The organism is Rahnella sp. ChDrAdgB13 (genome assembly GCF_017655185.1).
GTDB classification, from domain to species: domain Bacteria; phylum Pseudomonadota; class Gammaproteobacteria; order Enterobacterales; family Enterobacteriaceae; genus Rahnella; species Rahnella contaminans.
Genome location: NZ_JAEMGT010000018.1, coordinates 67164 through 81010, shown reverse-complemented (window position 1 = coordinate 81010; position 13847 = coordinate 67164). Strand labels below are relative to the sequence as shown.

The window sequence follows — 13847 nt, the reverse complement described above, 5'->3', positions numbered from 1 at the left end:
TCAGATTTGAAACCTCCCCCCTTAACGCAGGGGGAGGCGTTTGAAAAGCTTACAGATTATAGCTATTTGTCTTCACGCCATTTACCCAAAGCTCACGCACTTCGCTTTCCGGCAGCACGATACTCAGGGTTTTCCAGGCGGGTTTGAAATCACCACGCTGAGTCAGCGTGAGATCAATACGTTGCGCGTTACTGGTAATTTCCCAGTTCACCCACAGCGCATGATTTTGCTCCCAGCGATGGCTTTCGCCATCATCCTCAAACAACAAACCGCTCGATTTCGCCTGGCCTGCGGCCGGATAAACATGCAATTCACGCAACATATCACGGCTGGCGTCAACGTGCGCCAGACGGGAAGATTGCGGCAGCGCAGCACCGGCGCGCACCAGCAATGGCAGGCGATCCAGCGGCGCAGCGCGCGTGATTGTCTGACCACCGGCAAACCATTCGCCAGTATAGAAATCACACCAGCCGATACCGTTATCCGGCAAATAAACGCGGCGTTCGCGCTGGCCTTCTTCGACAACGCTGGCAACCAGCAAGTCGCGCCCCATCAGGAAATCATCGGTTTCAGCGAATGTATTTTTATCATGCTCGTGATCGAGGAACGTCGGACGCAGCATCGGTTCGTCTTCCGCATGCGCCTGCCACAGCAACGTGTAGAAATACGGCAACAGACGGTAACGCAGGCGGATTGCATCGCGGATCAGTGGCGTCACCTGCGGATACATCCACGGCTCATTCACGGTGTTATCGTCATTCCATGAGTGAATAGTGAAGCGCGGATGCATCACGCCGTTTTGTACCCAGCGGACAAACAGCTCGGCTTCCGGTTTATCGCCGGAGAACCCGCCGACGTCGTGCCCGACATTGTACAAACCGGACAAACTCATCCCGATGCCCATCCGTGTGTTGTAACGCAGCGTCTGCCAGTTAGTGCGGTTATCGCCGCTCCACGTCTGCACATAACGCTGCATGCCCGCACAGCCGGAACGCGAAATAAGGTACGGACGGGTTTCCGGAGCAAAGTTTTGCTGCGCTTCAAATGACGCACGCATCATCAGCAACGGCATAACCGGGCGGATGTGTTTGATGGCGATCGATTTGCCGAAACCGTGGCAGCGCGCGTCGCTGTCCCAGACTTCGTATTCGTTGTTGTCGTTCCAGGTCGAGCCGATGCCTTTTTCCAGTAACTGCTGCGTCACGCCTTTTTGCCACCAGCGTACGGCGGACGGATGTGTAAAATCGAGATGCGATCCTTCGTCATCCCAGAAAACCGAGCGCTCAGGCACGTTGCTTTCGCTATCGCGAATGAACAAGCCCTGCTCCGCCACCTGCCCGTACTGCGGGTGATCCTGCAATAAGCAAGGTTTGATGTTGGCGGCCAGACGAATACCCGCGTCGAGAAACGCTTTCGACATCACTTCCGGCTCAGGCACTTTGTCGTAGTTCCAGTTGAACACGTAACGTTTGTTGCCAATCGACGTGTAACCCGATGAAAGCTGGAAGGAATCGCACGGTATTTCATGCTGCTGGCACAGCGTGATGAATTTCATCAGCTGTTGCTGGGCATCCGGTGCGTCGGTGTAATACATCGTCGAGCCGCTGTAACCGAGGCTCCATTTCGGGCCAAACGTGGTTTTACCGGTCAGCTTCACCAGTTTCTTGGTGACGTCCAGTGACGTCGGCCCGATAAACAGGTAGTAATCAAGATCGCCCGCTTCCGCGCTGAAACGGCGATATGGCAAATGGTAGTTATCCAGCTCATTTCCCAGATCCAGCCAGACATTGCTGAGATTGTCGTAGAACAGACCAAAACTGACGTCATTCCGGCGGGTCATCGTGAATGGAATATGTTTGTACAGCGGATCAGTGCTGGCGGCGTTGTAGCCCATCGCATCCAGATTGCGCATTTCAAAACGGCGGCCGCTGCGGTTGAGATCACCGGCTTTTTCGCCCAGCCCGTAAACGCCATCCTGCGCCTCGCGTAGCTGATAATGCGCCGACGCTTCGTTTTTAACACCGAGCATATATGCGCCGGTTTTACGGTCTTTCACCAGCGGCAGCCACGCGCCAGTGTCATTTTTGTATTCCCACTCCAGCCACAGCGGCTGATGAACCGTGACGCGCAGCGCCTCAGTGGCTAAAGTCAGCGAGTTTTCATCTTGCGACAGCTGGTAGCCCGGCTGCGAAAAACCTTCGTTGCTCAGGCGGTCACGCCCTTCCCACGGCACATCGTTTTGTGGCGCGATGCTCCAGGTTCTGTCCAGCGCCAGTTCGCCGTTGCGCTGAATAAAGACGCGAATCAGCCCCTCTTCAAGCACCCGCAGACAAAACAGATGCTTACCTTCGACCCGCAGATCGACGCCTGCGTTATCCTGCCCGGCAAGCTCCCAGTGTTTTAACGTTTTCATACACTCTCCCTTTTTGCCGGATTGCGGCGTTCTGCGATCAGGGCAATCAGGAAGACTGCGCCAATCAAATCAAAGAATCCCATAGCGATAAACAGCGGATTAAAACCTATCGAATCAGCCACTGCGCCAATCAGCAGTGAGAACAGGAAGCTGGCGATCCATGCGGAAGAACCGCGCATTCCGTTGACGGTCGCAACCTGGCTTTTATCAAATGTTTCAACGACAACCGCACTGAGCATGCAGGAAATGACCTGATGACCAAAACCACCGATGGAGATCAGCGCAATCGCGGCGTACGGACTTTGTGTGACTGCGACCAGCGCCAGAGAAAGCATCATGAATGCACCGGTGACAGAGCTTGCGACAATCGAGTTAATGCGGGTGCAACCAAACACTTTGCGGTACAGCGTGGTGAGATAACCGCTGGCAATACTGCCCAGATCGGCGGCCAGGAACGGCAGCCAGGCAAACATCACGATGTGTTTTAAATCCATGCCGCGTTCGTTGGCCAGATACAGCGGAACCCAGAAACTGAAGACGGCCCACGCCGGTTCGGCCAGAAATGCCGGGATGGCGATACCGTAGAATTTCTTGTTCTTACAAACAATTTTCAGGGATTTAATGAAAGGCAGGCGTTCCTGCTGGGGTTCGTTATCCTGACGGATCAGTGCCAGTTCGTCCTTACTCAGGTTCGGATGCGTCTCCGGAGAATGGTAGAATTTCCACCACAGCAGAACCCACAGCATCGACAGCACGCCGCAAAACAAGAAGGCGCCACGCCAGCCAAATGATATGTGCGCCACCAGAATAATTGGCGGTGCCAGCATCGCCCCGATGGAGAAACCGACTCCCGCCCAGCCCGCCGCAACTGGACGTTCCTTACGCGGGAACCAGTCAGAAATCGCTTTCGCATTGGCTGGTGTGGCCGCCGCTTCGGCGCTCCCCATGAAGAAACGCAAAACAGCAAGCTGGATCCAGCTGCCCGCCCCCGCGTGCAACATACAGACTACGGCCCAGATTGACGCACAAATCAGAAAGCCGAGTTTCAGCCCGATGACGTCAATCAGCCAGCCGCACAACGGCTGGAATATCGTATAGGCCGCCTGAAACGCCGCCACGATGTAGGAATATTGTTCGGTCGTCATGTTCAGGCTGGTTTTAAGTTCAGCAGCCAGTAAACCCAGGGAATTTCGGGTGACGTAGTTAACCGTCACGCCGAGGAGGAACAGCGCCAGCATCCACCAGCGTAACGCTTTTATTTTTCGACGCCCTGTCACGGCGGCCGTCTCGGTGTTGATTTGAATTGTCATGCCTGTTCTCCCATCCGTCGGCCGTTGCCGCAGATGATGTGTTATTTGAGGTACTTCCGCAGAGTAGGCAGACGGATTTGTGAGCGAAACGTGATTTTTTGCAAAAGCTTTCACGCTATAACTTCGTGGCGAAACGGGAGCTGGCAAAAGCTTATGGGGTAGCCATCTTCCTGGGTGAAAAATTTTGCAGGATCGATTTTGAAGGAGATCACAGTTTGAAAGGAAAGTTAAATATCCAGCAAATTGCCGACCAGACGGGGCTGTCGATTAGCACGGTTTCGCGTGTTCTGGCAGGAAAAAATAACACCAGCACCAAAGCCCGTGACCTTGTGCTTAAATGTGCCAAATCGCAGGGCGTTTTTGACGAACTGTCCACCGGCAGGCTGATGCTCAACAATCTCATCATTTTCGCCCCGGCCCGCGCCTTTGATGTACGCAGTGATATTTTTTACTACAAAGTGATCCAGGGCATTCTGGCGTCTACGGCCAGTCACGAAGTACGTGTCCGCTATTGTGCAATGGAAGAAGAAAACGCCGACGCCGCACTTTTCATCGCCAAAATGACCGATCCGCTGACTGAAGCCGTTTTACTGGTCGGCATCGACGACCCGCATATTCATCAGCTGGCGGCAGAAATGGCAAAACCCTGTGTGCTGGTCAATTGCCATGACCGGCATATGCGTCACGACAGCGTCAGCCCCGATCACCAGACGATGGGCGATTTCGCCTGCGACTATCTGTTCGCGCAGGGTCATACCCATATCGTGACAGTGCAATGTCTGCGCCGTCATACCATGGAGCTGCGCCTGACCGGCATTAAACAGGCGTTCGCCCGCCATCATCAGACGTTCAGCGACAGCCAGCATTTGCTGAATACGTCAGGATTTGGCGCACAGGAAAGTGAACAGGCGCTGCTGGAATACTTCGATTCACTGCCACCGGAACAGCCGTTGCCAACCGCCATTTTGGCCGGTGGCGACTTTATGGCGTCAGGCGTGGTAGCCGCGCTGGCGAAAAGAGGGTTATCAGTGCCCGGCGATATCAGCGTCATCAGCACCGACGGATTTAATCTGGCCGAAATTCACGATGTCCCGCTGACCGCCGTTCACGTTCCGCGTGACGAACTGGGCGCGGAAGCCATCGCCCTGCTGCAACGCAGAATGTTGCGTCCGGATGCGCCTCACACCACTCAGCTTTTGCAGGGAAAACTGGTGGTGCGCAATTCGGTGCGCAAAGCCACCGGCCGTGCCGTGACTCCACGCCCGCATCTTTTGTATGACCCTCTGCCGGACAGATAAATCTCATCTTTCACGGACATCACGCAGCGCAGTCCTATACTGACAGGAGACGGCTAATCATTAGCCTCCTTTCAGTATCAGGCAGTCAGAACGCCTTTCTTTCACCCACGGGTGGCACTTGATAAGGAGATTCACGATGAATCACAGTTCAGCGAAGCGTTACAACAGCGTTATCCCTCCGTACATGCTTAACCGTATTATCGAGCACGGCTCAGAACCTCAGCGCCGGTGCGCGAAACAAACGCTCGTCCACGTCAATACGTTAATGGCGCAGCCTTATGCTAAACCCCAAAAGATTGTGACCGCCAAAGCGGGTCAGGTTGAGCGTGATATTTATGACGCTAAGAACACCACAAAACTGCCGGGTGAATCGGTACGTAAAGAAGGTGAGGCCAGTAACGGCGATGTGGCTGTTGATGAAGCCTATGATTATCTCGGTGTAACCTATGATTTCTTCTGGCAGGCGTATCAGCGTAATTCCCTGGACAATAAAGGGCTGGCGTTGCTGGGCACCGTTCACTACGACAAGGGCTATCAGAACGCTTTCTGGAACGGTCAGCAGATGGTGTTTGGCGACGGCGACGGTGAGATTTTTAACAGGTTCACCATTGCGATTGACGTTGTGGGTCACGAACTTTCCCACGGCGTGACCGAAAGCGAGGCGGGTCTGGATTATAACGGGCAATCGGGTGCGCTGAATGAATCCCTGTCGGATGTGTTCGGTTCGCTGGTGAAGCAGTTTCATCTGAAGCAGACGGCAGATAAAGCCGACTGGATTATCGGCGAAGGCCTGCTGGCAAAAGGCATTCACGGCACCGGCTTACGTTCAATGTCACACCCGGGAACGGCCTACGATGACCCGCTGCTCGGTAAAGACCCGCAGCCAGCCGACATGAAAGGGTATGTGAATACCCGCGACGATAATGGCGGCGTACATATCAATTCAGGGATCCCTAACCGCGCATTTTATCTGGCAGCCACTAAACTGGGAGGCAATGCCTGGGAGCGCGCGGGGTATGTCTGGTACGACACGGTCTGCGATAAATCTCTGGCGAAAGATGCTGACTTTGTCGCCTTCGCACAGCTGACGGTCAAAAATGCGGGCAAACGCTTTGACGATTCGGTTGCGCAAGCGGTTCGTGAAGCCTGGGAGCAGGTTGGAGTGATGTAAATGAAACCTTTAGATTCGCTGGAAAGTAATACGGTAATTGAAATCTACCGTGAGGGCGGGGTCGCGTTTATCCCCAAACTCAGCGGACCGCGACGGGTTGAGCTTTCAGGCATGAGTGATGACAAACGGCGGGAAATTTGCCAGCTCATCAATAAAGCCCTGCCTTATGCTCAGGAAAAAGAAAACGCTGGTCGGGGTGACCAGCGTTATTTCCGTCTCGAAATTTATTACACGTCAGCAGAGCACTCCGCCAGTCTGGTGGTCATTATTCCCGAAACTGAGACACCTGAAGAACTGGTCGATTTATGGAAACAGGCTCAGCCCGACGATCACTCTTCTGAATAAAGTGAACAGGTAAAAATCACCCGTTTTTTAGAAATCATCCCATGCCCGTTTTGGCAGAAGTAATCGACTGCGCCGCAGGCTTTCAGTTCCTGCAACGGTTGCTGACAATCCGGGCATAACGCCGTTTGTGTGTAACTTGTCTGGCAGGTGTCACAGTGAAAGTGACCACTTACCCAGCTCATCGGCTGACCGCAGACCGGACAGAGCGCATCCATCGTATATCTCCTCTAAATGACGCCAAGTGTGCGCAGTAAATACAGCCCCAGCGCCGTCGTGAAAAATGATCCCAGCGTTGTGACGGCGATAATATTGGCCGCCAGCGTGGCGTTACCGCCCATCGCGCGCGTCATCACATAGCTACCAGCCGCCGTCGGTGTGCATGAAAAGAGAAAAATCACACCCAGCGCGGCACCACGAAAACCGAACAGCCATGCGCCGAACGTCATCAGCGCAGGGACAAAAATAACACGCGACGCCGAAGACCAGGCCGCCACGTTAGAACTGCGGAACATCGCGCGCCAGTCCAGACTTGCACCGGCGCACAGCATCGCCAGCGGCAGCGCCATGCCGGAAATAAAATCACCTGTGCTGGCAATCGTCGCCGGCATCGGTAAATGGCTGTACTGAAATGCCAGGCCAAGAACCAGACCAATAATCAGCGGGTTAGTTACTATTCCGTGCAAAATCGGCTTCATCCCAATCCGTTTCCCCTGCCCGCCTTTCAGGCTGCGGGTCAGCGTAATAACGGACAGCACGTTGAACAGAATCACCGTCACCGCCAGATACATCGATCCTAAGGCAATGCCTTCATTACCAAATGCCAGCGAGGCGTACGCAAGACCGGCGATACCGGTATTGGCGCGGAATCCTCCCTGCACAAAGATGCCGCGTTCGCGGGGATCTTTCACCAGCTTAAGGGCGACCAGCTCCAGCAGTAAAAATGAAACGACGGTGGCGATCCCGCCGTAAAGCGCCAGCGGCAGGTTTGAGCCGGAGGAGTCGTGCCCCTGCGCAACGCTGAAAAAGAGCAGGCAAGGCAGCGCAATGTTAAACACTAACCGGCTGGCTTTCTCGTTGAAATTGTCGTCCATCAGGCCTGTGCGGCGCAGCATCACGCCCAGCAGTAAGATCAGTAAATTCGGAACAGTAACGCCAAACGCAAAACTCCAGGTCTGCCAGAACATCCAGCCAGCTCCTTGCAGGGTAAAAAGAGATAAAAAAAATGGGGCGCATTTTCATGCACCCCGTAAATCATTATTTGCTTTTTTTCAGGTGAGACATCAGACGCTTACGCTTACGCATCTGGTTAGGCGTCAGGGTATTACGCTTGCCTTCAAACGGGTTCTCACCCTCTTTGAACTGAATACGTATTGGCGTACCCATCACTTTCAGTGAGCGACGGAAGTAGTTCATCAGGTAGCGTTTGTAGGAATCAGCCAGATCTTTCACCTGGTTACCGTGAATTACCACGATTGGCGGGTTATACCCCCCCGCGTGCGCATATTTCAGCTTAACGCGACGGCCATTGACCAGCGGTGGCTGGTGATCGTCTGCCGCCATTTGCATGATACGTGTCAGTAAGGAAGTGCTCACACGCGTAGTTGCGCAGGTGTACGCTTCAATCACGGATTCGAACAGGTTACCCACGCCGCTGCCGTGCAGGGCTGAGATGAAGTGGATACGCGCGAAGTCAACGAAACCGAGGCGCAGATCTAACTGGTCTTTCACCTGAGCACGCGCTTCTTCGCTCATTCCATCCCACTTGTTCACCACAATCAGCAGTGAACGCCCGCTGTTGAGGATGAAGCCCAGCAGTGACAAATCCTGATCTGAGATACCGTCACGGGCATCAATAACCAGCATCACGACGTTCGCGTCTTCAATCGCCTTCAGTGTTTTGATAACGGAGAATTTCTCAACCGTTTCAGTAACTTTACCGCGTTTGCGCACACCGGCGGTGTCGATAAGAACGTATTCGCGTTCGTCGCGCACCATCGGAATATAAATACTGTCGCGCGTGGTGCCCGGCATGTCGTAAACCACGACACGCTCTTCACCCAGAATGCGGTTAGTCAGTGTGGACTTACCTACGTTCGGACGCCCGACGATAGCCAGTTTGATAGGCAATGTTGTCGGGTCGAAATTATCTTCTTCGTCTTCCGGGATTTCATCACCGGTTGCTTCCTGTTCAGCCCAGTAAGCGGCGTTGGCTTCTTCTTCACTCAGCTCAACTTCTACAGGTTTTTCACCAACAAACGGCACCAGAACGTGTTCAATCAGTTGTGCTACACCACGGCCGTGGGAAGCGGCAATCGCGTATACTTCGCCCAGACCGAGGGAATAGAAATCGCCGGTGGCGCTATCAGGGTCTAAACCGTCAGTTTTGTTGGCGACCAGGAACGTCGCTTTTTCACGGCTGCGCAGATGCTGGGCAATGCCCTGATCGGCAGGCATCAGGCCCGCGCGCGCATCCACCATGAACAAGACGATGTCGGCTTCTTCGATTGCCAGCAGTGACTGCCCGGCCATACGGGTTTCAACGCCATCTTCGGTACCGTCGATACCGCCGGTATCAACGATGATGAATTCATTACCCTCAATTTCTGCACGACCATACTTGCGGTCACGCGTAAGCCCCGGGAAATCCGCAACCAGCGCATCACGCGTCTTGGTTAAACGGTTAAATAAAGTGGATTTACCCACATTCGGGCGCCCAACAAGCGCAACGACAGGTATCATTTTGAAGCCTCAGTTTTTATATATAGAGCTAAACGCAAATAGACGGCACGCCTGTAAATTCAGACAAACCACTATAATTCAATTTCTTACGCTGTAATTCTCAATGAGTCATTACGCTGTTTTCAGAATACGAAACGGCCCCTGAGCAATTCAGGAGCCGTTTTAAAGGCCGGGATCAAGCGATCTCAAAGCCAGACGCGGGTCGCGATATCAGCGTGTAAAGGAGTAAACTTCGCCGCCTTTCGCCTGCACAACCAGCTTGTCGCTTGCCACAATCGGCGCACTCAGGAAGCCATCGCTGTCAACTTTCTGCTGAGCAACAAAACGGCCATCCGTGGTGTTGATCCAGTGCAGATAACCTTCGGAATCACCGACCACAAGGTAACCATTATACAGCACAGGTGCCGTCAGGTTACGGTGCAGCAATTCACTTTGACGCCACAGACTCACGCCGCCCTGGGTGTCGAGGGCCATAACGCGGTCATCCTGATCGACCAGATAAATACGGCCAGCATCAACGATGATGTCATTCACGGAACCCACATCACGTTTCCACGCAATCTGACCAGAACGCAGATCCATCGCCACCAGATTGCCGTTATAAGCCAGCGTATACACAACACCATCGACGATAACCGGCGTAGTATCCACATCGCTAAGACGATCGATTTCAGTCGTACCGGTAGTCTGAGAAATACGTTGCTGCCAGATCAACTGGCCTTCTTTCATCAGCACGGCGCTTACGCGACCGTTATCACCGCCGACGATAGCCGCACCAAACGCAACCGCAGGCGCAGATTCACCACGCAGAGAGAGCGTTGGCATATCAAGGTTAGCGGTCCACTGGATTGTACCATCGGACTCACTCAGACCCTGCAACATACCGTTGCCAGTGTGAACCAGAACCAGACCATCGCTGACTACCGGGCGGGATAACGCTTCACCCGCCACTTTAGTCTGCCATGCCACGGTACCATCTGCCGTGTTCAATGCGTAAACCACAGCTTTTTCACTGCCGACGTAAACATGATCACCGGAAACTGTCAGGCCACCGGAAAGCTGAGCCGAGATATTGCTGGAGAAGAAACCGGTTTTTTCAGACAGGTTAACACTCCATTTTTCCTTCCCGCTGTCCGCATCCAGCGCTTTCACCACACCAAAGCGGTCGGCGGCATAGATGGTGCTGTCCTGCCAGGCAGGATGCAGGTTGGAATAGTATTCGCCTACGCCATTGCCGACAGACTTGCTCCAGACTTTCGTCGGAGTGAACTGGTTTTCAACTTTTGGCAGCGGAGACATTTTCACAACGTCTTCTTCGCTGTTAAACAATGAACAGCCACTCAGCAGGGCAACAGAAACCCATCCTACCAAGAGTGTTTTACGCAATTGCATCGGGGTTCCCCTTAGCTGGCTAAGTTGTTCAATTTCATACGCAGCATGGTTTGCAGCGTTTGAGAGGGTTTAGAATCAATTCCTTTGCTGTAGGCTTCGCGAGCGCCTTTTGCATCGCCTTTTGCCAGCAGAACATCACCGCGGATGCCTTGCTGCATTGCCACCCAGCCTTCACCCTTCACGCCGTCTAACGTTTTGAGTGCATCATCAAATTTGCCTTGCTGCATCTGGACACGAGCCAGACGTAAATTCACCAGCGAATGTAAATTATCTTCTTTTGCAAAGCCTTGTGCCTGCGCCAGCTGCTTTTCAGCATTCGCGAAATCTTTCGCTTCCACGAAATGATCGGCCAGTTGCAGGGCAGCAAACACCCCGTAATTGTTGTCATTGCTCTGCGCAAATTTTTCGAGGTCAGCAACACCCTGAGCGCTATTCGCGGTCAGCGACTGATTAGCTTTCTGGAAAGAGGCAGAGGCTTCCGTCAAGGCTGAGTCCTGATGGCTCTGCCAGAAACGCCAGCCACTCAGGGCTGCAATCCCCAGAACCACGCCGATGGCCAGCGCTTTACCGTTCTCGGCAAAGAAGCGACGTACAGCATCAACCTGTTCATTCTCAGTGGTATAGACTTCCACAGTGTCCTTCTCCTTAACCCAACATCGAAGCCAGGCGCGCGGCGAGTTCGCTTTGCGCCAGCGTTTCTTGCGTTCCACTTTGCAGATCTTTTACAACAACCTGCAGGTTTGCGACTTCATCTTCACCCAGTACCAGGGCAACGCGAGCACCCCATTTATCAGCACGGGCAAATTGCTTTTTGAAGTTACCGCCACCGTAGTTAGTCATCACTTTCAGTTCAGGCAGTGCATCACGCAGCGTTTCAGCCAGTTGCATCGCCGCACTTTGCGTACCCGCACCAGAAGAAATTACATAAGCATCTACCGTCGCAGATGCTTTGAAATCTGGATTTACAGCCTGAACCAGTAAGACCAGGCGCTCCAGTCCCATAGCAAAACCGACGGCAGGTGTTGCACGACCACCCAATTGTTCTACCAGCCCGTCATAACGGCCACCAGCACACACGGTGCCCTGCGCCCCCAGGCTGCTGGTTACCCACTCGAACACGGTGCGGTTGTAATAATCCAGACCGCGCACAAGTCGCTGATTAACCGTATATGGGATACCAGACTGCTCTAAAAGTTCACACAGACCTGCAAAGTGTTCTCTTGATTCATCATCAAGATAATCACCGAGCTTCGGCGCATCATTTAATAACGCCTGAATATCCGGATTTTTAGAGTCCAGAACGCGCAGTGGATTGCTGTACATGCGGCGTTTACAGTCTTCATCCAGCTTGTCTTTATGCTGCTCAAGGAAAGCCACCAGCGCATCACGATAATTGGCGCGGGCTTCCAGAGAGCCGATAGAGTTCAGCTCAAGCGTAACGTGTTCAGCGATACCCAGCGCACGCCACCAGCGGGCACTCAGGAGGATCAGTTCGGCATCAACATCCGGGCCTTGCAGGCCAAAGACTTCAACACCCAGCTGATTAAACTGACGATAGCGGCCTTTTTGCGGGCGCTCGTAGCGGAACATCGGGCCGATGTACCACAGACGTTGTTCCTGATTGTACAGCAGACCATGTTCGATGCCGGCACGGACGCAGCCAGCCGTACCTTCAGGACGCAGCGTCAGGCTTTCACCGTTGCGGTCTTCAAAGGTGTACATTTCTTTTTCCACGACATCGGTCACTTCACCGATAGCGCGCTTAAACAATGGGGTCTGCTCTACAATCGGCATACGGATCTCACTGTAGCCGTAACCGCCGAGCACTTGTTTTAACGTACCTTCGATACGCTGCCATAATGCCGTGTCTTCAGGCAGATAGTCGTTCATGCCGCGAATGGCCTGGATATTCTTTGCCACGTCAGTTCTCTATCGTTTTATAAAAAATGAACCCGATTATAGGGGTTTTGTGCCCTACGGTTCAACGCGCAGACACTATCCCCTACCGGGTTCAATATAATGCAGGCGTCCGCAGACGCCCGCAACCGATGTTACTTTTCAAGATGATTGATAACGATACGTTTACTCTCATCCATAATCGCCGCTTTGGCGCGAATTTTTGCTTCTAACTGGTCGATCATATCTGTGTTGTCAAAACGCTCTCTCTGACGAACACCATCTTCGTAGAAACCGCTTTTATTATGACCGCCCGTAACACCGATTGTGGAGACCAGCGCTTCTCCCGGGCCATTCACCACGCAACCGATGATCGAAACATCCATTGGCGTAATGAGATCTTCCAGACGCTGCTCCAGCGCATTCACCGTACCGATGACATCAAATTCCTGACGTGAACAGGTCGGGCAGGCAATGAAGTTGATCCCACGGGAACGGATACGCAATGATTTCAGGATATCAAAACCGACTTTCACTTCTTCGACAGGATCGGCCGCCAGTGAGATACGCAGCGTGTCGCCGATACCTTCTGACAGCAGTAAACCCAGCCCGATAGCCGACTTGACGGAACCGGCGCGTAGACCGCCCGCCTCCGTAATGCCAAGGTGCAATGGCTGAACAATTTGTTTGGCCAGCAGGCGATAAGACTCAACGGCCAGAAAAACGTCGGACGCTTTCACGCTGACTTTAAACTGATCAAAGTTGAGGCGATCGAGAATATCGACGTGACGCATCGCAGATTCCAGCAGCGCTTGCGGCGTAGGTTCGCCGTACTTTTCCTGGATATCTTTTTCCAGAGAGCCGCCGTTCACACCGATACGGATAGGAATATTTTTGTCGCGGGCGCAATCCACTACGGAGCGGATGCGGGATTCGTTACCGATATTGCCCGGGTTAATACGCAGGCAATCCACGCCGTATTCTGCTACTTGCAGCGCGATGCGGTAATCAAAATGGATATCAGCGACCAGCGGGACATTAACCTGCTGCTTGATAAGTTTGAACGCCTCAGCGGCATCCATTGTAGGCACAGAAACGCGGACAATATCGACACCCACGCGTTCCAGTGATTTGATTTGTGCGACTGTCGCCGCTACGTCTGTGGTGCGGGTGTTGGTCATCGATTGCACTGCAATCGGCGCGCCGTCACCTACAGGCACCTTGCCGACATAAATCCGGGTTGATTTGCGACGGGTAATGGGTGCTTGGTTATGCATTACTTC

At 53.3% G+C, this 13847-nt stretch carries 12 protein-coding genes; 3 read left to right on the top strand and 9 right to left on the bottom strand.

The window, feature by feature from the left end; translation table 11 throughout:
- Positions 1–49: 49 nt before the first annotated feature.
- A complete protein-coding gene (locus J8X26_RS06820; RefSeq protein WP_208950501.1) occupies positions 50–2413 on the bottom strand; it encodes a TIM-barrel domain-containing protein in 2364 nt (787 codons plus the stop codon).
- The gene (locus tag J8X26_RS06815) at positions 2410–3723 is read right to left on the bottom strand and encodes an MFS transporter (RefSeq protein WP_152324563.1); all 1314 of its coding nucleotides are present in this window, start codon (positions 3721–3723) and stop codon (positions 2410–2412) included. Before J8X26_RS06815 ends, J8X26_RS06820 begins: the two co-directional genes overlap by 4 nt.
- 215 nt (positions 3724–3938) lie before the next feature.
- On the opposite strand from J8X26_RS06815, the gene J8X26_RS06810 reads away from it, so the two are divergent.
- The 3 genes from J8X26_RS06810 (at position 3939) to J8X26_RS06800 (ending at position 6537) form a co-directional block, all read left to right on the top strand.
- A complete protein-coding gene (locus J8X26_RS06810; RefSeq protein WP_152324564.1) occupies positions 3939–5021 on the top strand; it encodes a LacI family DNA-binding transcriptional regulator in 1083 nt (360 codons plus the stop codon).
- A 136-nt stretch (positions 5022–5157) separates the two neighbouring features.
- Complete coding sequence (locus J8X26_RS06805; RefSeq protein WP_165058488.1) at positions 5158–6192, top strand: M4 family metallopeptidase; 1035 nt, start codon at positions 5158–5160, stop codon at positions 6190–6192.
- Positions 6193–6537 (top strand): protealysin inhibitor emfourin, encoded by a 345-nt coding sequence (locus J8X26_RS06800; protein ID WP_165058490.1) that lies wholly within the window; start codon positions 6193–6195, stop codon positions 6535–6537.
- Here J8X26_RS06800 and J8X26_RS06795 read toward each other — a convergent pair.
- The 7 genes from J8X26_RS06795 to ispG form a co-directional block, all read right to left on the bottom strand.
- On the bottom strand, positions 6522–6752 hold the full coding sequence (locus tag J8X26_RS06795; RefSeq protein ID WP_208950500.1) for a zinc ribbon domain-containing protein: 231 nt from the start codon (positions 6750–6752) through the stop codon (positions 6522–6524). The two genes, J8X26_RS06800 and J8X26_RS06795, sit on opposite strands and share 16 nt — an antisense overlap.
- 12 nt (positions 6753–6764) lie before the next feature.
- Positions 6765–7721: an AEC family transporter gene (locus tag J8X26_RS06790; RefSeq protein WP_208950499.1), complete on the bottom strand. Its 957-nt coding sequence runs from the start codon at positions 7719–7721 to the stop codon at positions 6765–6767.
- A gap of 70 nt (positions 7722–7791) precedes the next feature.
- A complete protein-coding gene (der, locus tag J8X26_RS06785) occupies positions 7792–9276 on the bottom strand; it encodes a ribosome biogenesis GTPase Der (protein ID WP_152324569.1) in 1485 nt (494 codons plus the stop codon).
- 210 nt (positions 9277–9486) lie between these two features.
- A complete protein-coding gene (gene bamB / locus J8X26_RS06780; protein ID WP_152324570.1) occupies positions 9487–10668 on the bottom strand; it encodes an outer membrane protein assembly factor BamB in 1182 nt (393 codons plus the stop codon).
- Between the two features lie 11 nt (positions 10669–10679).
- Complete coding sequence (locus J8X26_RS06775) at positions 10680–11300, bottom strand: YfgM family protein (protein WP_152324571.1); 621 nt, start codon at positions 11298–11300, stop codon at positions 10680–10682.
- Between the two features lie 13 nt (positions 11301–11313).
- Positions 11314–12588: a histidine--tRNA ligase gene (hisS, locus tag J8X26_RS06770; protein WP_208950498.1), complete on the bottom strand. Its 1275-nt coding sequence runs from the start codon at positions 12586–12588 to the stop codon at positions 11314–11316.
- A 131-nt stretch (positions 12589–12719) separates the two neighbouring features.
- Positions 12720–13841 carry a flavodoxin-dependent (E)-4-hydroxy-3-methylbut-2-enyl-diphosphate synthase gene (gene ispG / locus J8X26_RS06765; protein WP_104921069.1) on the bottom strand — a complete coding sequence of 374 codons (1122 nt, stop codon included), beginning with the start codon at positions 13839–13841 and terminating at the stop codon, positions 12720–12722.
- Positions 13842–13847: the final 6 nt, after the last annotated feature.